Origin of the sequence: Thermostichus vulcanus str. 'Rupite', assembly GCF_022848905.1 — a bacterium.
GTDB classification, from domain to species: domain Bacteria; phylum Cyanobacteriota; class Cyanobacteriia; order Thermostichales; family Thermostichaceae; genus Thermostichus; species Thermostichus vulcanus_A.
The window spans coordinates 39,717-66,338 of the sequence record NZ_JAFIRA010000001.1; the positions used below are offsets into that span (position 1 = coordinate 39,717).

Below are 26,622 nucleotides of genomic sequence, written 5' to 3' on the forward strand. Positions count from 1 at the left end.
AGCCATGTTAAAGGCTCCCCTTCCCCAGTCTTTGAAGGCTGAGGCCGAGTGGCTTCCTGAGTTGTTCAGCCAGGGAATGCCTGATCAACACGCCGAAAGCGTGATCTTTTGGACGATTGCTTTGGTGCCGCTTTGGTGGATTCTGGGCATTCAAATTATGGTTTACCCACTGGTGGGGGGATATTTGCTGTTGCGCAGTTGGTATCGCCCACAGCCAGTTCCATTGTTGGTGGGATGGCACCTCTGGTGTGGTTACATCGTCGCCTGGCTGGTTTCGCTGCTGATTAATTTGGCTTTAGGGGTAGCAGAGGTAGGTCGTAGCCTCACGGCTTTGGGAGCGATCTTGGGCGTTTGGGTGCTGACGGTGGCGGTTTGGTACGCTGTGCGTCGGTTGCGGGTTCGTTTTCAAGTGGTGGTCAGAGCGGCCTGCATTGTCGGTCTATGCCAGCTGATCGCGGTTGTGATCGGGGAAGGGTACTTACGCCTGACGGGATCCCTTTTGGAAACCCGCAGCCTTGTGACTATAGTGTGGCCTTCGATACCGGCTCGGGTTTTCTTTGAGGCACAGCTTTATGGCCTGGATCGAATCGCCTGGGAGGTGGATCCCGTTTTGGTGCCACGTCTGAAGTCATTTTACTATTGGTCTCCCCTAGCTGGGACGATGAGTTTGATTCTCAGTCAGATTGCATTAACGGAGGAGAGTCGATTTTGGCGGTGGGTTGGACTCATCGGTGCAGTGCTAACGCTTCGGTTCTCAGCAGCTCGTATGGCTCAACTGGCTTTTGGGGCAGCAACTCTGATCAGTCTCTGGTTTGGCAGTCGCTGGGGACGTCGAATCATGAACTGGTTGGCGATTCCCCTGGCAGCAACTTCTCCATTTTTAATTGGCGGCTTTACCTGGTATCTCTTCAATTATCGACGGGACTCCTTCACGCTACGTCAGGAGATGTATCGGGAGGCTTTTGAAGCCTTTCTGGATTCTCCTTTTTTTGGCTATGGGGCTCAAGGGCATTCCAGGATTACCCACCACCCGCTGGGATCCCACTCCCAGGTTCTTTCTTCTCTTTATCAAACTGGGGCGATTGGCTCCACTTTGCTTATTTTGGCTTGGCTGGCTATAGCTGTAGCGTTGGTGAATTGGGTATTAAAACATCCTCATTTATCACCCTGTTTGGGAGCTTGGGTTGGGCTTACGTTTGTCATGCTCACCGAGGAGTATCACGCTGCAAGTGTTACTGCTTTTACTCTATCGGCTTGGTTGGGTTGTGCCTGGAATTGGGGGGAGCAGGCTATTCGTCGTCAGTGGTTACCGCCATGGTGGCAAGAACCTCCTTTCCCATGGCAACAGCGCGTTTAAAAGATACTCTTTTGGGCTTAATCTAAAACTCAACGGGTGCTGTCATGCTGAACCGTTTTCTTCGTAAATCTAGTTTCCTGAGTATTAAAGGGATGAGCATTGCAGTTGCCCTGATGACTGCGTCCATTGTTTTTGCTTGCTCTGGTTCAATTACAGGAATATCAAGCAAGTTGTTTGTAAGAGTTGATCCATTTTATGGAGTAGAAGTGGGAAATGATGCCAACGTGTCTAGAATTATTTCTGTCTTACAGGATTTGAAGATCAGTACAGTTCGTCTCTGGGCTAATGTAAATTGGAATGAGCGCCGTGAACCTACTAGTGGTGTTTTTGATCGAGCCCGACAGTTAAAGCAAGCTGGATTCAGGGTCATTGTTCTATTCCAAAACCGTGAAGTTCCTTCCTCTACAACTGCGGTCAAATCTTATTTTGATTGGGTACAAACTCTGCCAGGCATTAGAGAGTCTATCGATATCTGGGAGATTCTCAATGAGTTGGAGGGTAGCAAGTATTGGTTAGGAACGGGTAGTCAGTATGTGCAGTTGGTGCTCAAGCCAGCCTGGGAATCATTACATGCTCATAGGGAGAAGGTTCTTGGAGGATCTTTCTCCGCTTGGCAGGAAACAGGTTGGAATACCAGTGTTACACAAGAGTACTTAGCAGCAGGGTATCTGAACTACGTAGACTATGCTGGCAGTCATCCTTATACCTTTACAGTTGAGCAGATGAAGCGGCACTTAAATGAAGTGAAGCAATTATACGGATCCAAGCCAATCATCATCACTGAATGGAACTTTTTGCCACAGGCTCGAGCTGATCACCGTAGGGATTATCAGAAGTGGCGGCAGATGCTAGACGAGGTGCTGCCTTACGTAAAGGGGCAGGTCTTGACCGTTTGCTATTTCCGTCTACATCAGTTGCGTAGTGAGGGTGGCTGGCCTGGTTTGATCGATTACGAAAATCGTCCAGTTAATCCCTTCTATGAAATGTATCGTTCTTGGACTCGATCAGTTTAGCTGCTTGACTTGTTCAACCTTTGCTTTCTCCCCTCAACCTTATGAATCCCACTCCAACAGTAAGTGTCATTGTTCCTGCCTACAATGTGCAGCAGTATATCACTGAGGCTCTTCAGTCTCTTATTTGTCAGACCTGGCAGGACTTTGAAGTGTTGATTGTTAATGACGGTTCCACAGATAGCACTGCAGAGGTTGTAGAAACTTGGTGTCAAAGGGATCCCCGCTTCCATCTTCTATCAAAACCAAATGGGGGACTAGCTTCTGCTCGCAATTGGGGAATTCGTCACGCTCATGGTGAGTTAATTGCTCTACTGGATGCTGATGATCGCTATCTTCCCCAAAAGATAGCTAGCCATGTTGAGATATTGCAACGACATTTAGATGTTGGTGTTGTTTACAGCGCCTCGAAGGTGATTCGGGACGATGGGCGTCCAACTTGGCTAACTCTAAGTGGTCGCCCAGTACATTCAGATCCTCTACTGGCCATGCTTTGTAAGAATTTTATCGGTCACGGCTCAAATGCAATATTTCGAAGAGAACTGTTTGATCAAATTGGAGGGTTTGATGAAAGCTTACGAAGCTGTGAAGATCTTGACTTTTGGATTAAAGTAGCAGAACAGGGATCCCATCGTTTTTACAGACATCCACAAGCTTTATGTGAATACCGAGTTCGACCCAGTGGATTATCATTCAATGTCAAAAAAATGCAGGAATGTGGTGAACAAGTCTTACAAGCTGCTTTTAACCGTTCTAAAGAGAAGGTGGAGCCAATGATGCCTACAGCTTACGCTTTTTTCTATCGTCTCCTAGCTCGCTTGGCTTTGACAGCTCAAGAACCTGGGTTAGCCAAAGAGTATATTGCTAAGGCTATTGCTAGTGACAGATCCATTTTCTGGCGGGATCCCCGCTCATTGCTAACGTTAATTGCTGTTCGTTTGCAGTCTGTTTCACGCCCCTTGATTCAGTTTTCTTTGGATCCTCGTTCTTCCTAAGTTTTCCAGCTTTGCCTGAAAATAGTCATTATCTAAAAAAAAAAGCCTCTATGACGACCCTTGAAGCATCACCTCCAGACAACTTGCGTTCTCGCCTTTTCAGTGGACTACGTTGGAAGGTGGGATCCCAAGTAATGCAGCAGTTATTAAATTTGGGTAGCGCAGTGGTGATGGCCCGTTTGCTTTCACCTGAGGATTTCGGTTTGCTGTCCATGGCAAGTGTATTCACAGGGATTGTTTATGTAGTATTAGATCTAGGACTGGGAGCAGCACTAGTTCAACGTAAAAACATAGAGCCACAGCATGTTTCTAGTATTTTTTGGATGAATGTAAGTGTAGGGCTTTGCCTTTCTCTCATGGGGATTGCCCTCTCCTGGCCAATTGCTATCTTCTACAAAACTCCAGCAGTGCAATGGGTTATTGCAGCCCTAGCTTGTTGCTTCTCAATTGCTGCATTGGGTAGTACTCAGGAAGCTCTGCTCACCAGAAAAATGCACTTTCGAGCACTAGAATTTCGTCGGATGTTAAGCCATCTTGTGGGTATAATTACGGGCTTAATAATGGCATATTTAGGTTGGGGAGTCTGGAGCTTGGTGGGCCGTATTGTCATAACCAGTTTGTTAGGAACAGCGTTGCTTTGGTATATCTCAAGTTGGCGACCCACTTGGAAATTTCGTTGGGTAGATGTACGGGAGATGAGTGGCTTTAGCAACGATGTCTTAGGAGGAAACCTATTGGGATATGTGGGGCGGAATGCCGACAACCTCTTGATTGGAAGATTCCTGGGTGCTATTGAGCTAGGCTTCTATAGTATGGCTTACAATTTGATGACAGCTCCGTTGGATCGGATTGCTCAGGTGTTAGCAGGAGTCCTGTTCCCGGCTCTATCTCGACAACAGGAGAATCTGAGTAAAGTCAAGCAGAGTTGGTTTAGAGCCAGCCAGTTGGTTGTAGCAGTGGTTATCCCCCTTGTTGTCGGACTCATCCTTTTGGCACCTGAATTGGTACAGGTATTCTATGGCGAAAAATGGCTGCCGGCAGTACCTATTTTGCAGATCTTAGCAGTACGAGCTTTGGTAGTCAGCTTGAAGGCCCTTGATGGAACGGTTTTAATGGCGATTGGTCAAACTCGCTTGCGACTCAACATGATTGCTCTGTCGGTAGGAGTAGCTGTTTTATCCTTCTTGATTGGGATCCCATTTGGTATTCGGGGTGTGGCTTTGAGTTTCACCAGCTTCACTTCTCTCATATCGATGATCGGCTTGTATCTGACTCTAAAGTGCGTCAATTCTAGCTTCGTTGCCTACTTCGGCAACTTAAGTGGAATCCTGTTTGCTACAGCTGGAATGACGGTTGGTGTCTTTACAATGAAGCTGATTTGGCTAGATTCTGCGGTCAATCTACTGATGACAGCTATTTTGCTGGGAGGAATTCTTTACTTGAGATTGTTGCAGCTGATGGCTCCAGACGTAATTCAGCAAGGGATTGGCATTTTGCCCAACCACTGGGCGAATAAGTTTTTGCGTTTTAGCACTCGTTCTAATTCACAGGTTCCTTAATCATTCTCTAATCACCCCCCTTTTTCTTAAGAGGAGACTCTAGATGCAAGTGCAGAAAAGAATACCTTGGCCCTTAGTATCAGTGGTCATTCCCGTTTTTAATGGAGAGAAGATGTTACCAAGTCTGCTAGACTCTCTTAAAACATTAGAGTACCCAAGCGACAGGCTTGAGATTCTTTTGATCGACAACAATTCGAAAGATGGAACAGCAAAATTGCTCCAAGAAAGTGGCCATCGGATTTTATTTGAGGCTGTACCAGGGTGTGGTACTGCTCGCAATCGAGGCATTCAAGAAGCACGAGGAGAATACATTGCTTGTACGGATGTAGATTGTGTGTTAGATCCACGGTGGATTCAAGATTTACTGGAAGGTTTTACAAATCAGCAAATAGGTGCTGTTGCTGGCACAATAAAGCCTTATAGAATAGACCATCCAGTCATTCGATATGAAGCTTTGACCCTACGTAGTCCCAGTCACTGTCCAGAACATCATCTGTTTCTGCCTACAGCCTGTACGGCGAACGTCATGTATAGGGCCGAAGTCTTTCAGCAAGTTGGTTTGTTACTGAATCAATCTGGCGGAGAGGAGGTGGATCTAAATTGGAGGATGCAAAGTCAAACGCCTTATCGAATTAATTTCTTGCAACAGGGTGGGATTGTCTATCATCGCTACCGTGAAGATATAAGATCACTTTGCCGATCACAAAAATACAAAGCCCGTACATTGGTCGAATTACATCACCGATGGAATCTTAAAGTTCCAACTGGAAGAAAGGAGTTATCAAGGTCAATTTTATCTTTGCTAGCTTTTTTACCACGTTGTTTCAGTCGTGTTTTTGAGTTGATCAAGTATAAGCCTATTACTGTGGCATTTAGAGATAGTTTTCTGGAAGCTTGGCTAGATGTTTGTGTTCCTTGGACTCGCTATCTAGGAATTCGAGAGGGTTGGGCAAAATTACTGGATTCATTATAGGCAAGTTCCCTAAATGGCAATCGCAATATCAAGGCTCCTAAGGTTTATTCCATGCACATGACTCCTTTACACTCTAAACCCATCAGGCTCACCGAAAAGAAATATCGTGTCCTTCATGTTGTCAAAGATGATAAAATGGGAGGAGTAAAATCGAATCTGCAAGGATTTATCAACTCTGATTTATCGTATTACTTTGATTTTGAAATCGTAATTTTTGATGTGGAGAAGCTTCGCCTGCATTCATTTCAGGGCTTGACAGAGCCAGATTTGATTGTTTATCACCCTACCTGTCGTCTAAAGGGATTGCCGGACTTACTGCGGCTTAAAACTCGCTTCCCAAAAGCAAAGTTAATCATTCACGAGCATGCCTATTCGCAAGAGTATGAAAAACACAACGTTCCTCAGGTGTGGAGGTTTCGCAACATATTACGAGTCTTTTATCGTTTGGCGAACCAGGTGGTAGCCATCTCGCAGTCTCAAGCAGATTGGATGTTGAAGAACCACTTGGTTTTACCGCATCAATTGAGGCTCATTCATCAATGTCCTCCCCTTGATCGCTTTACTAAGTTGTCTCCCAAATCTAGAAAAGGAGATTTAATCTTAGGTGCCTATGGTCGCTTTTGCACCCAGAAAGGATTCAAAGTGCTTATTCAAGCTATGGAGCAGGTTCCAGACCTACCCATCAGGCTATTACTAGGGGGATCTGGAGAGCTAGAGAGATCTTTACATCAAATGGCCAGACACCTGTCATCGGTAACTTTTTTGGGGCAAGTGGAAGATGTACCAGGCTTTCTAGAACGTTGCGATGCAGTGGTCATTCCCTCCCTCTGGGAACCTTGGGGAAATGTTTGTCTAGAGGCAAGAGCTGCAGGTAAGCCTATCATCGCCAGTCAGGTTGATGGCTTGGTGGAACAGGTACAGAACCCTGAAGGAGAATGTGGATTATTGGTCACCCCCAATAATCCAACTGAACTGGCCAAAGGGATCCGAATCATGACTTTAGCTTCTCCTTGGCAGCTTAGAAAGTGGGGAGAAACAGGAAAGCTTTCCACAAGGGGAGGACATCATAACTATTTGCAATCATGGAAAGAATTAATGTGTGAGGTATTACACTAATGCTATTTAATTCATTTCCTTTTATTTTTTTATTCTTGCCTCTTTCTTTAGGAGGTTACTTTTGGATAGGACGTTTAGGTTCATTAACTCTCTCAAAAGGGTGGCTGTTATTGTCTTCCCTGATATTTTATGGTTATTGGAATGTTGTATTTTTGCCTTTAATATCTATTTCGATAATGGTAAATTATCTTCTGGGAAATAGACTTCATGAGGTGAGGTGTAATCAAAGGCTTTCGAGAATATTTCTGTATTTTGGTCTCCTGTTCAATATCGGTCTCATCGCATATTATAAATATACAGTCTTCCTCATGTCTTGGTTGCCCCCCTCAAAGTTATCCGTGTGGATAACACAACTGTTACACCCAGACAACATTATTCTTCCCCTGGCAATTTCTTTCTACACATTCCAGCAAATATCCTATTTGGTAGATGCATATCGAGGAGTCATACCGAATTACTCTCTTCTTGACTATAGTTTGTTTGTGCTTTTTTTTCCACAATTGATTGCTGGGCCTATCGTCCATCACTATGAAGTCATACCTCAATTTAATAGATTGCGGAACCTGTTGTTCTGCCAGAAAAACTTTGCCATTGGCTGTATAGTGTTTGTTATTGGCTTGTCAAAAAAAGTTCTTATTGCTGATAGCTTAGCAGGTTGGGTGACCTTACCCTTTAATCATGCTGCTGAGTTGAGTTTTATAGAGGCATGGACGGCAGCGTTAAGTTACACCTATCAACTCTACTTCGATTTTTCTGGTTACTGTGACATGGCTCTTGGCCTTGGGCTAATGTTAAATGTAAAGTTGCCAATCAACTTTAACTCACCTTATAAATCTACTTCAATTGTTGAGTTTTGGCGTCGATGGCACATTACGTTGTCAAATTTCTTGAGAGATTATCTCTATATTCCATTGGGAGGTAACCGTCTTGGAGAATCTCGCAGAGTCATCAATCTCATGATTACAATGTTACTGGGAGGTTTGTGGCATGGAGCTGGGTGGACATACATAGCCTGGGGTGGGTTTCACGGAGTATGCCTTAGTATCAACCACATATGGAAAAAAGTAGGTTTTTATTTACCAAAGCAAATTTCATGGTTGGTCACTTTCTTGGCTGTAATAATTGGTTGGGTTATTTTTAGGGCCCAATCTCTCGGAGATGCGGGTCATATCCTATGGGCAATGACAGGTATTGAGGGGATATTGCTGCCTGGAAAATATCGCGGATTAGTAAGCAATCTAGAAATGTTTGGGATCCGATTCAATAACTTTCCTAGCCTGGATTACTTTCCAGGTGGTTTGGAGAGCATTGTTATTTTGTTTATTGTAACCTTGTGGGTTGTATTTCTGCCTAATACACAGGAGTTGATTCAAAAGTTTAAACCACGGTGGTGGTGGAGTTTACTTCTCGGTTTCCTAGCTATGCTAACACTACTGTCAATGAGTCGAGTTACTGAATTTCTTTACTTTCAGTTTTGAGTGGATCGTGTTCGACTGTAGATGCTAAATAGAGTCATGGATAGGAGGGGTGGTTATGGCTAAACACAGCTTTCGCAAATTTAATAATACTTTCATGACAATGTCATTTTTAGCAGTGTGTACGATAAGCTTATTTAACTTAACTATTGACCCTTTGGGTGTGATTGGTTCACCATCCATAGCAGGCGTAAATGCTATCAAACCGAAAACACTCAATAACAGTAGATTATTTAAGGCTGTCGATATGGCTAGGATTCGACCGAAAAGCATCTTGTTGGGTTCCTCTCGTACCGACATTGGCCTTGATCCTTCCCATCCGGCGTTGATCCAGCCAGCATACAATTTGGGACTAACAGCGCCTAATATTTACGAGTTGCGGCGCTATTTTGAGCATGCTTTGACGATTCAGCCTGAATTGGAGCAGGTGGTGATTGGACTTGACTTTCAAATGTTTAATGATTTGCGGACTCCTCAACCAGATTTTAGAGATCAGCGGCTAGGCCATGTTGGAATAATCGGGTCGGACTTATTAGATGTAACTCTCTCATTAGATGCTTTGAGCGCCAGCTGGGAAACTTTGCTAAGGAATCGAAACCCTAACCTACCAAGATCAGTACGAGTAAATGGAATGATGGTTCGAAAACCAGGAGAGGTTGATTTAAGAGTTTTCTTTGAGACTATTGCAAGGGCTCAACGTCAGTATCAGGATGGAGTTTACAAAGGATTTAGCAGTTATGAGAACTCATTGACCCATCTGGAAGCAATTGTAGAAACTTGTGCCGATCGAGGAATTCAGTTATTTTTGTTTATTTCACCTGCACACGCTACGGAATGGGAATCCATTTACAATTTAGGCCTGTGGCCGCTATTCGAGCAATGGAAGAGAGATATCGTTGGGTTGCATCCAGTATGGGATTTCTCAGGCTATAACAGCGTTACCAGTGAAGTCATTAGCCCTGGCATGATTTACTATACCGATAGCTCTCACTACACACCATCAGCAGGACAGCTAGTATTAAATAGGATTTTTAATCATCAACTTGAATCGGTTCCTTACGACTTTGGGCGATATTTGATTCCAGAGATGTTAACTTTCCATCAAGAAGCTATAGCTAATGAACGTTTAATATGGCATGAAAAACAGCCGGATCTAGCTCGTGTAGTTGCTGATATTAAACGTTATGAAGAAACTCGATACGCTGAAGAAGTGTATCCTCTAAATCTAGCCACTATCATGCAAGCTCAAATTGTATCAGAAGAACCTTTGCTACATCCTTAGCTATTTGCATAGGGTTTTTAGGAGAACAGTAATGTCTTTAATTTCCGTCATCATTCCTGCGTACAATGCAGCTCCAACTTTAGAAGCAACTTTGCGCTCTGCCATGAATCAGAGTTTTGTGGATTTAGAAATTCTAATTATTGACGATGGCTCCGAGGATGAAACTGTTGCTATTGCCAATCAGTTAGCGAGAGAAGACAATCGTATACATGTATTCAATTACCCAAACGGTGGTGTTTCAGCCAGTCGCAATCGAGGGATCCATCACTCTCAGGGCCAATATATTTCCTTTTTAGATGCAGATGATCTTTGGACTCCGAATAAATTGTCAGCACAATATCAGGCGCTACAGGTTCACCCTCAGGCTTCTGTAGCCTACAGTTGGACTGATAATATTGATGACAAGGGCAATTTAATTCAGGAAGGGATTCGAACTCAGGCTACGGGTTACATATTACCTGAATTGCTACAGGTGAATTTACTGCAAAATGGGTCAAATCCTCTAATCAGACGTCATGCTTTGGAAGCTGTGGGGGGCTTTGATGAATCATTGCTCAATGCTGATGACTGGGATATGTGGCTGCGGTTGGCACAGCACTACGAATTTGTACTTGTAGCTGAACCTCAAGTGCTTTATCGACGTAGTGTGACTTCTAAATCATCTAAGGTTTTAAGAATGGAGCAGAATGCAAGACGTGTCATTGACAAAGCGTATACTAAAGCCCCAAAACAATTACAGCCTTTAAAGGCAAAGAGTTTGGCTAACCTTTACAAGTACCTAGCTTATAAGGCACTCCAAGATGTTCCTCCTTCTCTCGACAGAAAAAGGGCTTTGTCCGCTCTAAGATTTTTGCTAACTTGTTGTTATTATCAGCCGGCGCTGTTGAAAGAGTGGAAACCACTTTTGAAGATGACTCTTCGCAGTATTGCCTTTCTTTCACTTCCTCCCAAGCATGCTGAAACAGTTATCACACAATTTATTCCCTCACACATGCCATTTTAGTTTTGATTTTTGTTGGTAAATCTACTTGCGTGTCTAAAGGAGGAAATGTATCTCATGCTTCAACCTATAAAAGTAGTCGAATTAGAACTTACTCAACACCTTCCAGAGCTACTGGGCTTAGAGAAGTATGGCTCAATACAGGCATTAGTGCGTTTTCAGGGGATCCCTCTTACCTACCTGAAAATTCCCGTCAATAGAGGAAACTGTTCACCAGCTGAAATAAGGAATGCGTTACTTCAACACCCTGACTTAAATTCGGATGAGATAGAGCAGTTGTTGCTGAATCCGATCTCTTACAGGAAGGCTAGTGAGTCAATTTTACTGCAAAAAGACGACATCATTCATAACTATAGATTCAATACCGACGGCCTCCAGGTACGGGATCCTTGGTCAAGCGTAACTGTAGCAATTTGCACCCGAGATCGCCCAGAAGAACTAAAACAATGTTTAGAGTCTTTGTTGAAACTAGATTATCCTTCTCTAGAGATTTTAGTTGTCGATAACGCTCCAAGTAGTAGTGAAACGCAAGAGTTAATACGATGTCATTACCCACAAGTTCGTTACATTCAAGAACCTCAGCCTGGCCTTTCATCCGCTCGAAATTGTGCCATTCGTGAGACCACTACTGAAATTCTTGCCTTTACAGATGATGATGTTATAGTCGATAAGAACTGGGTGCGCGAATTGTCTCAGGTGTTCCAGTTGTACCCAGAAGTGATGGCAGTTACAGGATTAATTGCTCCCTATGAACTGGAGACGGAAGCACAAATTCTATTCGAAAGGCGAAATGGTTTTGGGAGAGGATTTCAGCGAACATGGGTTCAAGTAAACACTCCTCCTGGAAAATCAATAGCAGACACATGGTTTTTAACTGCAAAATGGGGGGCTGGTGCAAATATGGCATTTCGTCGTCATTTTTTTATTCAAGAAGGGGGATTTACACTTTCATTGGGTGCCGGGTCTCCCGGACAAGGAGGGGAGGATCTTGAGATGTTCTTTAGGGTGCTTAAATGTAGATATGCTTTGGTTTATGAACCAAGAGCCCTAGTTTGGCATCGTCACCGAAGACGAACTGATCAACTAAAAAAGCAAATGCTTAGCTATGGAATTGGTTCATCTTTTTATTGTATTTATTGTGCTAAGACCTATCCTGAAGAGCGATGGGCAATCTTGAGGAAATGGTTTTATTTAATATGGAGTTGGCATTTGCGCCGACTCTTGAGAGCTTTTGTTCGAAATGAAGATTTTCCCAGGCTGTTTATCTTTATTGAGTTCTTAGGAGTATGGTTAGGGCTTTGGCAGTCTCTTAATATTCTTTTTCAGGAAAGGTGAGACTATAAATTTCTCTCTTGGTTATTACAGACTGTATTTAACTTAAACAAGTAAAAAACTGGAATAGTCTTGTTTTGTGGCATCAACAAGGAAGCTGAAATGCAAGATCGATTAGAAGTCTCAAAGGTTAATGATCTAATTTTCGATATCGGCATGCATAAAGGAGAAGATACTGACTTTTACTTAAAAAGAGGATTCCGAGTCATTGCCTTCGAGGCTAATCCCGATATGATTGCTTTTTGCGAGCGGCGTTTCGATCATTTTCTAGCGAATGGAAAATTAATCATAGTTGGTGGCGCAATAATAGGGTCAAAGGATCTTATTCCAGGACAAGAAACTGTTAAATTTTATAAGAATAATTCTCTTTCAGTTTGGGGTACTGTTTGTACAGACTGGGCGGAAAGAAATATTCATCGAGGGACAACGAGTACAGTTGTAGAAGTTCCCGTTATAAACTTTACGAGTATTATTCAAAAATATGGAATGCCTCACTACATGAAAATTGATATTGAGGGTTGCGATATTATTTGTATTGAAGCACTTAAGCAGTTCCAAGTGGTTCCTGACTATATTTCCCTTGAGTCCTCTAAAACCTCCTTTTCACAGATTAAAGAAGAGGTCGAAATGCTGTCAGAATTAGGCTATCTTTCTTTTCAAGCAGTAGAACAATCCTCTATACCCCATACTCAAAAATGGATAGGTGAATACATGGAGCATACCTTTGAAGAAGGCTCGTCAGGACTTTTTGGGGCTGATCTTCCAAATTGCTGGAAAACCAAGGACGAAATTCTCTCGCAATATAGAGTTGTATCGCTTGGATATAAGCTTCTAGGAGACTTTGGTCTATTAAATTCCTGGAAATTTCCCGGTTCTTTTTTATTTAGAGGGGTGACTCGAAGGGCTATTCAATTTTTAACCAAGGCACCCGTTCCAGGATGGTATGATACACACGCAGCACTTGCCTTACCTGCAACTGATAGGATCCGCAGGTAGTCCTCTTGTAAGAAGTAATTAAGACGTAGAGACTCTATGTAGAATACACGAAAAAATTTTGGCCTGTTAATTGCTTAGATCTTGGACACCTAACGGGACTGACCGCACAGTAGAGCTACTGGGAAAGTCTTTAAGATCGCCCCAATAGGTATGTCCTCCCCTGCAGAGATTTCTTCTTCACTGAGTCCATTTACCCACTCCACTCGTTTCCATCGAGGCAAATGGATGTGGGTATCTTTCCAAATCGCTTCTCCACATGGATCCTGGGTTTCATCAATTAATTGCGTTAACAAACGCGGTACGACTGTGATTAACACTTGCTTACCGTGATGACGGGCAAACGCTACTACATGCTCCTGATGGGATCCACTTACCTGTATGGGTGTGTACCCACCTTCATGAAAGAGTTGTGGCTGTTTCTGACGTATTTTTAGAACTTGATGCAACAAAAATAATTTAATACGTCCATCGCTTCGATGCAGCAATAAATCTTCTATCAGTCCTCTAGGTTCTTGCTTGGCACGTCGCTGAATCTCCTCAAGATAAGCCATGCGGCGAGAAAAATCGACAGGTCGGCGGTTATCCGGATCCACCATGCTTAAATCCCACAGTTCTGTACCTTGATAAATATCTGGGATTCCAGGGCTGGTAAGTTTAACAAGGGTTTGGGAGAGAGAATTAAAGATACCGAAATGGGCGATTTTGCGCTGAAAGGGTAGAAAAGACTCTAGAAAGGGGTTTGGAGCCTGCAGGATTTGCTCAATAAAAGAGGTTGTCGCCTCTTCATAGTCTGTATCTGGTCTTAACCAGGCGGTATGAACCTTGGCTTCTCGCACTGCTTTGATCAAATAGTCCTTCACCCGTTGCACAAACTGTGGTACCTCTTCCTGTTGAAAGGGATAGGATCCCAGTAGAGTTTGATAGAGAAAATATTCATCGTTACGATCCGGTAATTCTGAGCGCTTAAAATTTTTGCTACGAACTTTGTAGTTGATATTGAGTTCATGCCAGAGTTTAATGTTTCTCTCCCACTCAGCTGGGATTTCTGAAAGGACATTTAGACGAGCCCGTGTATCTTCGCCACGCTTAGTATCGTGAGTAGCGGAAGCGTTCATGGCCAGAGGCCAGTGAGCTGCACGTTCTTGGTTAAAACGATGGAACTCCTGCACCGAAACACCAAATCGACAGGGATCCCCGCCCACTTCATTAAGAGATAGCAAGCGATTGTATACATAAAAGGCAGTATCTTCTACCCCTTTAGCCATGAGAGGACCAGCCAACTGTTGCAGGCGCATGGCAAAATATATTTGTTCATTTTTTTCTTGCTCTGATAAATTATCCAGAAACTCGAGACAGAGAAAGCGCTGAATAAAGTTCAGTTCGTTTACCAAGATAGGTAAATTTTCCTTGGCCTGTTCTACCGCTTGGCGAATGATCTCTTGGCCTGTAGCATCAAGGATGCCTTCACGGATATAAACTCGATAAACCGGAAAACACACCAACACCTCCACCAAAGCCCGACGCAAACTGTAGAGAGTAAAGTCATTGGCGTAGCGGTGATGGCTAGTGATCTGCTTGAGCAGGAAAGCTAAATTATCCATGTCACCGGATAGGTTACGCTCAATAATGAGACGTTTTTTCTCTTCAATGACCTGCTCTGGCAACTGTTGTAACCTCGTAAAGTTATGGTAAAGGCTGTCAAAAGCATCTACATTTTGCTCCTGACAAAAGAGACCGTTCATTTTATTCAGAAAATCATAGCCTGTCGTACCCTGAACGGGCCACTGTTGAGGCAGCTTCTCCTCAGACTCGAGAATTTTTTCTACTACAATGTAAGTTTCTGAGCAGCGTTCCCGCAGTCGATGCAGATATTCCTCTGGGTCAAACAAGCCATCAATGTGGTCAATACGTAGACCTGTGAATCGACCTTGCTCTACTAGTTTTAGGATGAGCTGATGGGTTTTACGAAATACCTCTCGATCTTCTATCCGTAGTGAGATCAGTTCATTGATGGTAAAAAATCGGCGGTAGTTAATTTCCTCGGCTCCCACCTTCCAGAACGAGATGCGGAAGTTTTGTCGAGCCAAGAGGCTATCCAACAGATCAAAGCTTGAGGGATCTCCTGGCTTACCGTTAAAGGTGGCAATATTCTCATCAAAGAAATTTTGAACCGGTTGACTAGATGTGTAGAGTTCCCAGAGAGAATGTTTAGCAAAGTTTATTTGATCTGTGCGCTCCAGGAGATCTTCTTTGCTGGGAATAAACCGTAGGCTAAACAAAATCCCAAGTAGTTTGATATAATCTGGATGGCTACGACCTAGCTTTCGACGTAGTTTGCCCAGATTGTAGGTAAAGACATCTGCATAGGTATCGATGTTAAGAGGAAATCTTAGGGTATAGTAGTTGATACTTAAGCCATCGGCGTCATAGCGCAGTTGAATTTGACCGGATTCTAGACATTTATCATAAAAGTCCCCCAGAAAAGGTGCCAGTATTCTACCTTGGATCCCTAAGTAGGAATGGTTCCAATTCACATCGAAATAATCAATAAAATCTGAGTTTGGGCCACTCTCTAAAACATCCATCAACATGTGATTTTGGCCATCATAAGCCATATGGTTAGGCACAATATCCTGCACCCAACCCATTTGCTGTTGGTTCAGAGCCTCCCAGAGTTCCTCAAACTTCTCGCCACCTCCCAACTCTGGATTGATTTGGCCGGGATCCACCACGTCGTAACCATGGGTACTGCCCTTGCGGGCTTGAAAAATGGGGGAGGCATAGAGATCAGAAATGCCCAAGGCTTTCAGATAGGGAACAATCTGCCGTGCTGCCTCGAAGTCAAACCCAGCATGGAACTGGATGCGATAGGTGGAAGTAGGGATCCGCATAATGACCTCAGAAAAGACAACAAGCCCTGTGAACGCCACAAGGGAAGAGATGTTACCAGGGTAGCGGCTAAGATGGAGAGGCACATGACCGGTAGGGGTCTGAGTTCGTCAATGACAGGTTGTAGGGGCCGGAGAACTTCAAGACTATGACTGCGAGGAATTGGGCCGGGATCCTCATCCTAAGTGGGTCAATATGGAGCGGCCTTGGGGCTGTTGTCTGGAGTCAAAGCGAGTTTCGGGTGGCGAATGAACCCGTTCTGACGCTGCGTACCCCTGATGCCCCCTCCCGGTTACGCTTGCTGGAGCAACGATTTCAAGAGATCCTTTCCCAAGCCACCAGTCCTCAGTTGCAGGTCAGCCTAGAAACCCCCAGCCCAGATCCTCCAGCAACTCCCTCTGCAGATCCACAATCCCAACCGACTCACATCTTGTTGAATGGGCTGCTGCTGCTGGAAGTTACTCCTGCTGATGCAGAGGCCAACTCCACTCCTCAACCTGTTGATTTGGCGCGGGTTTGGGGGGATCGTCTACAAACCGTGTTAAACCAAAACCAACGGCAACTCTTCTTTGCCTTGGGCCTACCTCAACAACTTAGCTGGAGAGGCCGATTCTACAATCGCGCTGACCAAGCTGCTGTTGATTTGGGTCGATTTGTTACCGATGGCAGCCGCATTCAGGATCACATTGTCTACTGGGAGATCCCGGCTGGAGAGGATCCCTTTGGTTTTACCTACAAGCCGCTTCTGCCGGATCCCCCTCCAGAGCGGTTGTTTTTGTTGAATCGCTATCGCCAGTTTGTGCCCTACGAGTTATCGTCCTAAGCATTTTTTCTCCCCTCCTTACTATGCGGCCAATGCAACGAGAACCTCATATCCTGTTGGGCCTACGGGCAGATCAGTTTCGTCATCCTGTCGATTTGCAAGCGACCCGCTCCCTACAACAGCTGCCAGGACTGGGCTTGCTGATTCAAAATCTCTTAGGTTCGACTGCGGAACAGGTATTTTATCTGGATAACATTGCCTCCAGTATTCAAATTAACGAGCATCAGTTACCAGAAATCCACCAGCTTTTGGTGCAAGCTTGCCGTATTTTGGATTTGGAAGTTCCCCAACTATATGTGCGGCAAAACCCTGTTCCTAATGCCTATACCTTTGCCATGCAGGGGAAGAAGCCTTTCATCGTTTTACACAGTTCGCTTCTGGATTTGCTGGAGCCACCTGAGATCCAGGCTGTTCTAGCCCATGAGCTAGGTCACCTGAAATGTAATCACGGTGTCTACCTGACGATGGCTAACATCTTGATGCTTTCCACCAGTTTGATTCCCTTTGGCGGGTTGTTTTACCAGGCCTTGCAAGACCAACTGATGCACTGGGTTCGTTGTGCGGAATTTACCTGTGACCGGGCCGCTTTGCTGGTGACACAGGAAGCCAAGACAGTGATTTCGGTGTTGATGAAACTGTGTGGGGGATCCCCGCAATTGGCAGCAAAGCTGAATGTAGATGCGTTTCTGGAACAAGCCCGCACCTATGACGAGCTGGATGACGATCTCTGGCAGGTGGAACTGAAGCAAATGCAAAATGTCGGGCGCACCCATCCCCTGCCGGTGCTACGGGCACGAGAGATCGATCGTTGGTTTCGCAGCAATACCTATCAACAAATTTTGGAGTTGCATGGCTAAGTTAATCCCCCATCTTCATGATGGATCCCGTTAAACCTCTCGCCGGCCCACCCTTGATTTTGGGGGAAGTCCTCTTGGATCAGTTTCCCAACCGGGCGGTGTTGGGGGGCGCGCCCTTTAATGTGGCCTGGAATCTGAAAGGCTTGGGAGCCGAGCCAATTTTCCTCAGTCGTATCGGTCAAGACGCTGCCGGAGAGCAGGTGTGGGCAGCCATGCACCGGCAGGGATTGAGTAGCATCGCCCTACAACGGGATCCCACCCATCCCACCGGCGCAGTTCAGGTGGAGCTGGATGGGCAAGGGATCCCTTCTTATCGGATCCTGGCCAACCAAGCCTACGATTACATTGAGCTGGATGCGGAACAGCTGCGAACCTTAAGGCCCAGCTTACTGTATCGAGGCAGCTTGGCTGCTCGCACAGAAGCCGCCCATCGACGGATTCAGATCCTGATCCAAGCGCTGAATTGCCCTGTCTTTCTGGATCTGAACTTGCGGGATCCCTGGTGGAACCCAGGGCGGATCCGGGAAATGATCCGCAGCTGTGATTGGCTGAAACTCAACCAAGAGGAATTGGTGCAAGTGGCCAATTTGGAAGGGATCCCTGCTGAAAATCCGCTTGACCAGGCTCAGACCTTACGGGAGAACCTGAACCTGAACAAGATTTTCCTCACCCTTGGAGCAGCCGGTGCGAGGCTGATCACCTCCACGCATATCCATCGGGTAGATCCGGTACCCGTCCCTCAAATGGTGGATACGGTTGGGGCTGGGGATGCCTTTAGTGCCGTGGTGATTCTGGGGTTACTGCAGGGATGGTCTGAGGTGGCTCTGTTGGAGCGGGCGGTGATGTTTGCCGCTGCGGTGTGTGGGATCCGGGGGGGGACACCTCAGGATCCCGAGTTTTATCTGCCGTTTCGGCGGGAGTGGGGATTGGGAGTGGGGGCACCTGCAGAGTAAGGTTCTGCCAATTGAGAGCTTTTGGAGTGCCTCCCAAAAGCGGCACCCAACTTTTGCTGTTTTGCTATTGAAACTGGCGCAAATGGAACTGAGCATAACGGCCTCCTTTACCCAATAACTCCCCATGGTTGCCCTGCTCCAAAAGCTGCCCCTGTTCCAGGACAAAAATACGATGGGCTGTGCGCACCGTTGAGAGCCGATGGGCAATCACAAACACGGTGCAGCGGTGCATCAGCCGTTGCAAAGCTTCCTGCACCAGAGCTTCTGACTCGTTGTCTAGAGCAGAAGTGGCCTCATCCAAAATCAGAATCTTCGGGTTAAGCAAGACCGCCCGCGCAATCGCCAGCCGTTGCCGCTGTCCTCCCGAGAGGGTTACCCCCCGTTCCCCCACCAAGGTGGCATAACCATCCGGCAGACTTTCGATGAAGGTGTGGATATTGGCCACTTGGGCCGCCTGACGTACGGCTTCTAGGTCAAAGTGCTCCTGGCCATAGGCGATGTTGCTGGCGATGGTTCCAGAGAACAGGGTGATCTCCTGGGGAACAATGCCGATCTGACGGCGCAAACTCTGGAGGGTAACCGTGCGAATATCAATGCCGTCGATGCGGATACACCCCTGTTGCGGATCATAGAAGCGAGGGATCAAGCTCACCAAAGTGGATTTTCCGGCACCAGAGGATCCCACTAGAGCGACAATCTCGCCGGGAGAGACCTTAAAGCTGAGCTGTTTGAGCACCGGCTGATCGGGTTTGTAGCGAAAAGACACCTGATCAAACTCCACCCACCCCTGAATCGGGGGTAAAGGTTTGGCTCCCGGTAGATCGCACACTTGGGAGCGAATATCCAAGAGCTCGAAAATCCGCTCTACCGAAGCCTCTCCCTGTTTCAACTCGCTGTAGTTGTTGGTGATATGCACAATCGGGTCGATCAGCATCGCGATCCCGGCAATAAAACCCAAAAACTGGCTGCCGGTTAGGTTGCCCTGGCTAATCTGCCACCCGCCAACCCAAAACACCCCCAAAACGCTCATGGCGTAGAGGAATCCCACTACTGGGTCTTGAATCGCCTTCACCTGCTCCGTTTGAAACCGGGCCAGACGGTTGCTTTCGGCAATGGTACTAAAGCGGCGGATTTCATATTCCTCTGCAGCAAAGGCGCGAATCAGGCCAATCCCGGCAAAAACTTCTGTCAAAAGGGCGGCCAGATCCGACATGCTCTCCTGGTTGAGGCGGGAGCGAAACAAAAGCCGATCCCCAAACCAGCTGATCAAGGCTCCCATGAGGGGGGCGATCACCAAGGTGGTCAGGGTTAGGATCCCGTTGAGGTAAAACAGGTAGCCCACCACCGCCACAATGGTGAGCACACTCGGAATGAAGCGATGGAAAAACCGCTGCACCACTTCCCCGACCCGATCCAGATCCCCCGTGAGACGATAGACCAAGTCCCCAGTGCGGCTGCCGGAAAAATAGTCCAGATCCAAGGCCTGTAAGTGGGCATACAGCCGCTGCCGCAACTCCAGCACCATTTGCAGTGAAGCTCGCGCCATCAGGGCGTCCTGGCCATACTGAAAAGCGCCACGCACCAGAAAAAACACCACCCCAATTAGGGCTAGCAGGCGCAGTTGACCCAAATCTCCTGCCCCAATCGACCGCGCCACCCACTCGATCAGATAGGCAAGCGCAGGCATGGTCAGCACAAAGCCGAGGGTACACATTAGCCCCAACAGCAGCATCCACAAATGGGGCTGGATAAAGGGAATTAGGCGACGATAGCTACGACCCGGATGCACAAATGACGAACCAAAAGGGCCTCTGACCCAACCAGCTTACAGGATAGTGCTGCGAACTGTTGTCGGGATCTCGTTGATCGGGCTGTAGAGTTGGAAGCCATTGCGACTGTTTTCCTTCACCCGGTAAAGGGCCAAATCGGCATGGTGTAGCAGAGTACACGCCTCCACCCCATCCTGGGGGTAGAGGGCAATGCCAATACTGCAGGTGACAGCAATGGCATGACCTTGGCAACAGATGGGCTTCTGAAAAGTATCGAGAATCCGTTGGGCCAGACGCATGGCTACTATAGGGTTACCAATTTGGGGCAGCAACAGGGTAAACTCATCTCCTCCCCAGCGGGCTACCGTATCTCCCGAGCGAACACACTCCGTCAGGCGCTGGGCAACCCCCCGCAACAGATCATCTCCCACACTATGGCCAAAGGTATCGTTGATGTCTTTGAAGCGATCCAAATCCACAAAAAGGAGCGCCAGCATTTCATGGCGGTATTGCTTGAGGACTTGCTGCAATTGATCGCTGAACCGTTCGCGGTTAACCAATCCGGTTAGAGCATCATGATGAGCCCGAAACTCGATGTGGGCCAGGTTTTGCTTTTGGGCAGTAATGTCTTCCGAGATGCCTTCGTAACCGAGAATGTTCCCTTCGCCATCTTTCACCAAGCGGGCATTTTCTCGTACCCAAATGATCGAGCCATCCCGCCGTCGAATCTGATACTCGAAGCCGCGCACGGATCCCTGCTCATGCAACAGACGTACAAATTCTTCTCGCTGACTGGGATCCACATAAAGCTGAGTGCCGACATTCTTGACTTCCTGCATCAATGCTTCCGGGGAGTCGTAGCCACAGATTTGAGCCAGCGCCGGGTTGGCAGAAAGGTAGCGGCCTGCGGCATCGGTGAAGAAGATTCCCTCGACAGCATTTTCGAAAAAGTTGCGATAACGTTCTTCTGCTTGGCGAAGAGCTTCTTCCATCTGCCGACGTTCTGAGATTTCCAAGGCCAGGGATACCAAATCCGCCAGGGATCCGGCAAAGTTCTGTTCCTCTAACGTCCAGTGGCGGGGAAACCCGACGTGACCGTGACAGAGAATGCCCACCATCTGCCCTTCGAGTCGAATCGGGGCATCCAACATCGAGACGACCCCGATCCCAGTCAGGTAGGAATTGCGAAACTCAACCGTGCGGGGATCCTCAGCCACTTGGTCGGCAGCGATGGTGCGTTCTTGCTCCAAGGCATGAAAATAGCGGGGATAGTCTTTGGCCCAGATCTCCGCTCCCTGGGTGTGGGATCCCTCGGGGTTGTTCTGGTTGATCTCAAATTGATTGACGCAGCGAATGCTCGAGCGTTCCGGTGTGTAAAGCCAAACCCCCACCCGTTCTACTCGCAACGTATGGGCAGCCGTGGTACAAATCTCCCGCAAAGCCGCCTGTAGATCCCCTTGGTTGAGGGCCTTGTGACGGGTGAGGGCCATCAGAGCGCGATTTTGCTCCAATAACCGCTCTTGGCTGCGTTGCAAGGCCCATTCCACCTGTTTACGCTCGGTGATGTCCTGGCAGGAGCCGACAATTTGGCGAATCGGCTTTTCCCCTTCCAGGACGGGTGAGAGGGTCACAATCAAGATATGGGTTTGCTCTTGGTCTGGGGTACTGGCGGGATCCACTAAGCTCAGTTCGAAGCTGACCCGCCTGCGGTGTTTGATACAGTGTTGGGTGTGCAATTGTATCTGGGCTGCTGTGGAAGCGGTTAGACAAGACAGTAAGTCCTCCCCTTCAACCGGCCCGGAGAGGAGAAAGAACATCCTGCGAAAGGCAGGGTTACAGACAAGAAATCGGTAGCGCGGCTGGGAGGTGCCCTGACTTTCTCCTTCTGGGAGATGCTCCAGAATAAACAGTCCATCGCTCACACTTTCAAACAGGGTGCGTAGCATGGCTCGGCCCCGCTCCTGCATCGGACGACCCCGATACAGCACCTGTGGGTTCCACAGCTCGCTGGGTGCCAACGTGTCATAGACGCTGGGATCCTCACCGGGCCAGGTATTCGAAGTCTCACCCATAGGCCAGAAGCACCTGCTGTCTGCCTCATCAATGCTGAGGGAGAAGGAACCGCAGCAGCATGGCGTAGCGCAGACTACGATACAGCTTTATTTTCCAAGATTATCCTGTGGGGCTGTGTATTAGTTGACACAAAAACCTACAGATTCCCTTCAGCCCTAATCAGGGTTTGCCAGATATTTCCTTGAATCCACAAGGCTCGCAACCCCGTTCCTTTCCCCTCTTGAGTGGGGGGATCCCTGTGGCAGGATTGTGGGGTCGCTATCGTTTGTGGAGAGGGATCCCGGTGCGCTTGACCACACGGGCTACCTATAGCATCAGGGCACTGCTGGATTTGGCCATGCTCGGATCGGGGCAAACGGCTTCGGTACGGGCCATCGCCGAGCGACAACACATCCCGGCTCCCTATCTGGAAAAGCTGCTGATTGAGCTGCGTCAGGCGGGTTTGGTGCGTTCGCAGCGGGGGGCGCAAGGGGGGTATCAGTTGGCGCGGGCGCCACGCCGGATCCCATTGAGTGCCATTTTGACGGCGGTGGGAGAATCTCTGGATCCCGTGGCCAAAGAAGGTTCTGATGTCGAAGGAAAGTCCTCTGGTCAAGGCGGAGATCAGGCTTTGGAACGGCTGGACTGGGTTACAGAAGCCTTGTGGGAGCGGATTGCACGGCGGGTTCAACAGGTTTTAGACGAGACGACCTTGGAAGATCTCTACTTTGATGCCCGCAGTTGGCAGGCAGCCCAAGATCAGGAGAGTGGGTTTGTGGTCTGAATGGTTTTTCCCGGCTCAACGGACGGCCTGGGTTGTACTGGCTGCATCGCTGGGGCTGGACTATCTGCTGGCGGATCCCTGGGGTTGGCCACACCCAGTGCGAGTGATGGGGGCGGCGATCACGGTCGGGCAGCGGTGGATCCTCAAATACTGTCGCACGGCTCAAGCCCAGCGGTGGGGGGGGGCTGGACTGGCCTTGGTTTTGGTCATGGGATCCTACGGGGTGGGTTGGGGACTCATGGCTGTGGGCGATTGGATTCATCCTTGGGTCGGGATCCTGGTTCAGATCATTCTCCTGGCCAGTTGTTTGGGGGGGCGCAGCCTGCGGTTGGCGGCTTTGGAGGTGTTGGATCCCTTGGAGAAAGGGGATCTGCCGGGGGCTCGGCAACGGCTTAGCCGCTATGTGGGGCGGGATACCGAAAATTTATCGGCAGCAGAGATTTTACGGGCAGTCCTCGAAACGGTAGCGGAAAATACCCCGGATGGGGCAACCGCACCTTTGTTCTACGCTTTCTTGGGCGGGGCCCCCTTGGCACTGGCCTACAAAGCCGTCAGCACCCTGGACTCAATGGTGGGTTATCGTCGGGCTCCCTTTACTCACCTGGGCCTGGTCTCGGCCCGATGTGAAGATGGGTTGACCTGGTTGCCCTGTCGCTTAACGGTGCTGACGTTAGCGCTGCTCAGTCGGGATCCCTGCTCCTTCTGGGCCCGCTGTCGTCAAGATGCGCGGGCGGATCCCAGTCCCAATTCGGGATGGAGTGAGGCGGCCTTTGCCTGGAGGCTGGGGATCCAATTGGGGGGAACCAATGTTTACCAAGGGATCCCAAAAGAGAAACCCAAATTAGGGATCCCAGCTCGAGCTTTATCCCCGCAAGTGGTGCTGGAAAGCTTGGGGATCCTGCGACAGATTTTGCTGATCTGGGGAGGAGGAATGACAGGGATCTTGTTGATGCCGCACTTGCTCCCTCTGGTTTTGGGCTGAAGACTGTGGGGCTGATTCCCACGGATTACCACTGCAACCGTTGCCCGCGCGAGAGCAAGTAATTTTGCAACTCTGCCATTTTCCCTTGCGGCACAATCTCGGCGGGCGTCAAGCTGGGATCCTGGCTGTGCAACCAAGCCACCGTTAACCCTGCCGCCGAACCAATCGTCCATTCGCCGTAATGAACCCGGGTTGCCGCATTGACAATATGGCTAACGGCGATGCCTTTTCCTCCAATCAAGAGGTTATCGATCCTCTGAGGAATTAAGGCTTCTAAGGGAATGTAAATCGGATGGACGGAAAACTCGTTAATCGGAGCCGAACTGGCGGAAAAAGAGGGTTCCCAGTTGCGATACCGACAGCCGTGGATGTCAATGGCATAGTGAGTCACCCCCACCACCGTCGGCCTGAAATCGCGTCCACCTCTGGTGCCAATGCGAATATCCTGCTCTCGCATCATGAATTCCGACTGGCCGTAGGCAGCCCGTCCAAGAATGCGCCGCCCTTCGCGGATGTAGGGGTAAAGGCTGAGGCCGGAACGGGTGCCCATCAACGACTCTTCCCCAAACAGCAGCGACAGGGGATAGCCTGGCCGGCTTTGGGTTTCCATCAACCATTCGGCAAACAAGAGAGCGTGGTTCTCGCCATCTTTGATCGCTGAGACATCCAGCCCCCCCAACCAGTTGTGGCGTTGCCCCGACTGCAGCAGGCGTTCTTCTGTCAGGATCAGAGGCGGGTTCATGATTCCCCAATCGTTGCCGCGATTCCAGTTCACCATCGTCATATCTCCGGGAACAGGGGTGCCGTAAAAGGGATCCGTGCGCCCTTTGCTGACAATGCGGCGGTAGTTAAAAAAGCTCTGGCCACTAAAGGTGGGAAACCCTTCCATATCAAACTCGCGGCGGTGCTCGGCGCGGGAATAGCCTGGTTGCAGCTGGGCCAGTTCGGCTTTGGAGCGACCGCCATCGTCGTGAATGGCCATCACAAACGGAAAGGTAAAAGCTTGGGTACATTCCGGATTCGTCGCCGGCGCCCCGTTGGGTTCCCCCAGCAGTTCACGGCTTTCGGAACCGACGCGATAGGGGATCCCTGCCCAGCCCACCAGTTCTCCCGTATCGGTGGCATCAATAACCCACAATTGTCGGCCCGGCGGCGCCTGTAGGCGTACTGACCGTTTGGTAAAAACCTCTGTTTCCCCCCAGCCATACCAACTGTTCAGCTCGCGCCACAAGCGCCCTGGCGGCACAAAATTAGGATCCCGGGGTTGTCGTTGCACAGCATAAATGCTCTCGATCCGGGATCCATCGGTGCTAAAGGTGGCCCCCTTAAAGGCGGTCTGGGTAGCCCAGCGACTGTTGGGAGCATTTTGGGCCGCTTGTTCCAGCCAGGTCTCTACTGCTTTGACCCCAGCCTGGGGTGGAAAACATAACCCTCCCACCCAGCAACTGTTGATATCCGCTACGCGCGTTCCGGCAGGGATCCCGGTCCAGGCAGGTAGCTCGACTGGCTGACCTTCCAGTAGAGCTTTGAACTGCATCCAATGGCTGGAAAAATTGCCCCGTTGCCGCATCGGTAGCGATTCATCAATGGCCGATACTCCTTGTGATGTGATCTGCCCACCGAGCCAAGGGGTTAACTCGATCAAACAAGTTGGGATCCCGGCTCGCATGGCGTGACTGGCTGCTGCCACACCCCCCAGGGATCCGCCGACCACCACCAATTCACACTCCCAAATCTGATCGGGCTGAGGCTTCGGATCCAGCAGTGGCCAGCCCTGGGCCGTAAAGCGGGGTGGCTCAGGTGTGGCAGCCTCAGACGGGGGGAGGGATCCGGAGGACAGGGAGCTCACCTCCTGCCGGGACACACCCGCTACCCCCATTCCCCCCAAGAAGCCCAGCAAGGACAGCATTCCCAACCACAGCGGCACCCGTTCGCGTAAGCGGGACGAAGTCTTTTTTTGCCCACGCCCCAACCGCAGCGGAGCGCTTCCTTTGCCAGCCATGCTCACCTCGGTTTTGCCTCACACCCCAGGCCCTTCCCCACCGGATGTCTTTTTGACATCAACAGGAGAAATCCCCTTGAGAATAGCTGACAGAAGTAACCGTGGATCCCTTTTCGCTCTTTCCTATGGCCGAATTGCCACTGCTTTTCGAGCCTCGCTGCCTACACCCCGGGCTAGGTGTGGGAAGGGGCCGTACTTGCGGACAAAGGCATCAGCATCACCCAGGTGGGTCTGGCCTGGGAGAGTTCCCCTGGTAAACCCAGCAACAAGGACGTTTCCCCCTCTGTCTATAGCAATAGCGCGGACAACGTCATCCTCACTGCTTCCAAATTGTCGGGCTAAGAGTTCGTTGCCCTCGGAGTCGTACTTGCGCACAAAGGCGTCCCTTCTGCCAGAGTGGGCTTGGTCAGGGAGTG

Annotated in this window: 20 protein-coding genes; 16 read left to right on the forward strand and 4 right to left on the reverse strand. The window is 48.6% G+C overall.

Translation table 11 applies throughout. The annotated features are described in order from the left end of the window. The first annotated feature begins 4 nt into the window (after window positions 1-4). The 11 genes from JX360_RS00200 (at window position 5) to JX360_RS00250 (ending at window position 13,095) form a co-directional block, all read left to right on the forward strand. Window positions 5-1,357 carry an O-antigen ligase family protein gene (locus JX360_RS00200; protein ID WP_244348342.1) on the forward strand — a complete coding sequence of 451 codons (1,353 nt, stop codon included), beginning with the start codon at window positions 5-7 and terminating at the stop codon, window positions 1,355-1,357. 44 nt (window positions 1,358-1,401) lie between these two features. Continuing rightward, window positions 1,402-2,370, forward strand: a complete 969-nt coding sequence (locus tag JX360_RS00205; RefSeq protein WP_244348343.1) for a glycosyl hydrolase — start codon at window positions 1,402-1,404, stop codon at window positions 2,368-2,370. 41 nt (window positions 2,371-2,411) lie between these two features. Continuing rightward, entirely contained in the window at window positions 2,412-3,362 is a 951-nt protein-coding gene (locus tag JX360_RS00210; protein WP_244348344.1) for a glycosyltransferase family 2 protein, read from the forward strand. 50 nt (window positions 3,363-3,412) lie between these two features. Next, the gene (locus tag JX360_RS00215) at window positions 3,413-4,921 is read left to right on the forward strand and encodes a lipopolysaccharide biosynthesis protein (protein WP_279611124.1); all 1,509 of its coding nucleotides are present in this window, start codon (window positions 3,413-3,415) and stop codon (window positions 4,919-4,921) included. Between the two features lie 43 nt (window positions 4,922-4,964). Next, window positions 4,965-5,894 carry a glycosyltransferase family 2 protein gene (locus tag JX360_RS00220; RefSeq protein WP_244348346.1) on the forward strand — a complete coding sequence of 310 codons (930 nt, stop codon included), beginning with the start codon at window positions 4,965-4,967 and terminating at the stop codon, window positions 5,892-5,894. 51 nt (window positions 5,895-5,945) lie between these two features. Further along, window positions 5,946-7,010 (forward strand): glycosyltransferase family 4 protein, encoded by a 1,065-nt coding sequence (locus JX360_RS00225; protein WP_244348347.1) that lies wholly within the window; start codon window positions 5,946-5,948, stop codon window positions 7,008-7,010. Window positions 7,011-7,186: 176 nt separating this feature from the next. Next, window positions 7,187-8,488: an MBOAT family O-acyltransferase gene (locus tag JX360_RS00230; protein ID WP_279611143.1), complete on the forward strand. Its 1,302-nt coding sequence runs from the start codon at window positions 7,187-7,189 to the stop codon at window positions 8,486-8,488. Between the two features lie 55 nt (window positions 8,489-8,543). Next, entirely contained in the window at window positions 8,544-9,767 is a 1,224-nt protein-coding gene (locus JX360_RS00235) for a hypothetical protein (protein WP_244348349.1), read from the forward strand. 31 nt (window positions 9,768-9,798) lie between these two features. Next, the gene (locus JX360_RS00240) at window positions 9,799-10,770 is read left to right on the forward strand and encodes a glycosyltransferase family 2 protein (protein WP_244348350.1); all 972 of its coding nucleotides are present in this window, start codon (window positions 9,799-9,801) and stop codon (window positions 10,768-10,770) included. A gap of 45 nt (window positions 10,771-10,815) precedes the next feature. Further along, window positions 10,816-12,102, forward strand: coding sequence for a glycosyltransferase family 2 protein (locus JX360_RS00245; protein ID WP_244348351.1), 1,287 nt, complete (start codon window positions 10,816-10,818; stop codon window positions 12,100-12,102). A 99-nt stretch (window positions 12,103-12,201) separates the two neighbouring features. Next, complete coding sequence (locus JX360_RS00250; protein WP_244348352.1) at window positions 12,202-13,095, forward strand: FkbM family methyltransferase; 894 nt, start codon at window positions 12,202-12,204, stop codon at window positions 13,093-13,095. Between the two features lie 89 nt (window positions 13,096-13,184). Here the strand turns inward: JX360_RS00250 and treY are convergent, their stop codons facing one another. Next, entirely contained in the window at window positions 13,185-15,986 is a 2,802-nt protein-coding gene (gene treY / locus JX360_RS00255) for a malto-oligosyltrehalose synthase (protein WP_244348353.1), read from the reverse strand. Window positions 15,987-16,132: 146 nt separating this feature from the next. Here treY and JX360_RS00260 point away from each other — a divergent pair, with 146 nt between their 5' ends. The 3 genes from JX360_RS00260 to JX360_RS00270 all read left to right on the forward strand — a co-directional run bounded on the left by JX360_RS00260 (window position 16,133) and on the right by JX360_RS00270 (window position 18,617). After that, on the forward strand, window positions 16,133-16,807 hold the full coding sequence (locus JX360_RS00260; protein ID WP_244348354.1) for a hypothetical protein: 675 nt from the start codon (window positions 16,133-16,135) through the stop codon (window positions 16,805-16,807). Between the two features lie 23 nt (window positions 16,808-16,830). Further along, on the forward strand, window positions 16,831-17,664 hold the full coding sequence (locus JX360_RS00265) for a M48 family metallopeptidase (protein WP_244348355.1): 834 nt from the start codon (window positions 16,831-16,833) through the stop codon (window positions 17,662-17,664). A gap of 74 nt (window positions 17,665-17,738) precedes the next feature. Continuing rightward, a complete protein-coding gene (locus tag JX360_RS00270) occupies window positions 17,739-18,617 on the forward strand; it encodes a PfkB family carbohydrate kinase (RefSeq protein ID WP_244348356.1) in 879 nt (292 codons plus the stop codon). Between the two features lie 64 nt (window positions 18,618-18,681). On the opposite strand, the gene JX360_RS00275 is transcribed toward JX360_RS00270, so the two are convergent. Together JX360_RS00275 and JX360_RS00280 are read right to left on the reverse strand one after the other, a co-directional pair. Next, window positions 18,682-20,349: an ABC transporter ATP-binding protein gene (locus JX360_RS00275; protein ID WP_425244327.1), complete on the reverse strand. Its 1,668-nt coding sequence runs from the start codon at window positions 20,347-20,349 to the stop codon at window positions 18,682-18,684. Window positions 20,350-20,442: 93 nt separating this feature from the next. Then, the gene (locus JX360_RS00280) at window positions 20,443-22,458 is read right to left on the reverse strand and encodes a diguanylate cyclase domain-containing protein (RefSeq protein WP_244348358.1); all 2,016 of its coding nucleotides are present in this window, start codon (window positions 22,456-22,458) and stop codon (window positions 20,443-20,445) included. A 284-nt stretch (window positions 22,459-22,742) separates the two neighbouring features. Here JX360_RS00280 and JX360_RS00285 point away from each other — a divergent pair, with 284 nt between their 5' ends. Both JX360_RS00285 and cbiB read left to right on the forward strand, forming a co-directional pair. Further along, a complete protein-coding gene (locus JX360_RS00285; protein WP_244348580.1) occupies window positions 22,743-23,222 on the forward strand; it encodes an Rrf2 family transcriptional regulator in 480 nt (159 codons plus the stop codon). Then, window positions 23,212-24,204, forward strand: coding sequence for an adenosylcobinamide-phosphate synthase CbiB (gene cbiB, locus JX360_RS00290; protein ID WP_244348359.1), 993 nt, complete (start codon window positions 23,212-23,214; stop codon window positions 24,202-24,204). Before JX360_RS00285 ends, cbiB begins: the two co-directional genes overlap by 11 nt. A 25-nt stretch (window positions 24,205-24,229) precedes the next feature. Here cbiB and JX360_RS00295 read toward each other — a convergent pair whose 3' ends face one another. After that, entirely contained in the window at window positions 24,230-26,206 is a 1,977-nt protein-coding gene (locus JX360_RS00295) for an FAD-dependent oxidoreductase (protein WP_244348360.1), read from the reverse strand. Between the last annotated feature and the right edge of the window lie 416 nt (window positions 26,207-26,622).

Bases quoted from the DNA above. Each gene is read 5' to 3' on its own strand.
- JX360_RS00225 (WP_244348347.1), top strand. From the start codon at position 5,946: ATGCACATGACTCCTTTACACTCTAAACCCATCAGGCTCACCGAAAAG.
- JX360_RS00275 (WP_425244327.1), bottom strand. From the start codon at position 20,349: ATGCTGCTGTTGGGGCTAATGTGTACCCTCGGCTTTGTGCTGACCATG.
- JX360_RS00295 (WP_244348360.1), bottom strand. From the start codon at position 26,206: ATGGCTGGCAAAGGAAGCGCTCCGCTGCGGTTGGGGCGTGGGCAAAAA.
- JX360_RS00260 (WP_244348354.1), top strand. From the start codon at position 16,133: ATGACTGCGAGGAATTGGGCCGGGATCCTCATCCTAAGTGGGTCAATA.
- JX360_RS00210 (WP_244348344.1), top strand. From the start codon at position 2,412: ATGAATCCCACTCCAACAGTAAGTGTCATTGTTCCTGCCTACAATGTG.
- JX360_RS00280 (WP_244348358.1), bottom strand. From the start codon at position 22,458: ATGGGTGAGACTTCGAATACCTGGCCCGGTGAGGATCCCAGCGTCTAT.
- JX360_RS00250 (WP_244348352.1), top strand. From the start codon at position 12,202: ATGCAAGATCGATTAGAAGTCTCAAAGGTTAATGATCTAATTTTCGAT.
- JX360_RS00240 (WP_244348350.1), top strand. From the start codon at position 9,799: ATGTCTTTAATTTCCGTCATCATTCCTGCGTACAATGCAGCTCCAACT.
- JX360_RS00230 (WP_279611143.1), top strand. From the start codon at position 7,187: ATGGTAAATTATCTTCTGGGAAATAGACTTCATGAGGTGAGGTGTAAT.
- JX360_RS00265 (WP_244348355.1), top strand. From the start codon at position 16,831: ATGCGGCCAATGCAACGAGAACCTCATATCCTGTTGGGCCTACGGGCA.
- treY (WP_244348353.1), bottom strand. From the start codon at position 15,986: ATGCGGATCCCTACTTCCACCTATCGCATCCAGTTCCATGCTGGGTTT.
- JX360_RS00205 (WP_244348343.1), top strand. From the start codon at position 1,402: ATGCTGAACCGTTTTCTTCGTAAATCTAGTTTCCTGAGTATTAAAGGG.
- JX360_RS00220 (WP_244348346.1), top strand. From the start codon at position 4,965: ATGCAAGTGCAGAAAAGAATACCTTGGCCCTTAGTATCAGTGGTCATT.
- JX360_RS00215 (WP_279611124.1), top strand. From the start codon at position 3,413: ATGACGACCCTTGAAGCATCACCTCCAGACAACTTGCGTTCTCGCCTT.
- JX360_RS00235 (WP_244348349.1), top strand. From the start codon at position 8,544: ATGGCTAAACACAGCTTTCGCAAATTTAATAATACTTTCATGACAATG.
- JX360_RS00200 (WP_244348342.1), top strand. From the start codon at position 5: ATGTTAAAGGCTCCCCTTCCCCAGTCTTTGAAGGCTGAGGCCGAGTGG.
- JX360_RS00245 (WP_244348351.1), top strand. From the start codon at position 10,816: ATGTATCTCATGCTTCAACCTATAAAAGTAGTCGAATTAGAACTTACT.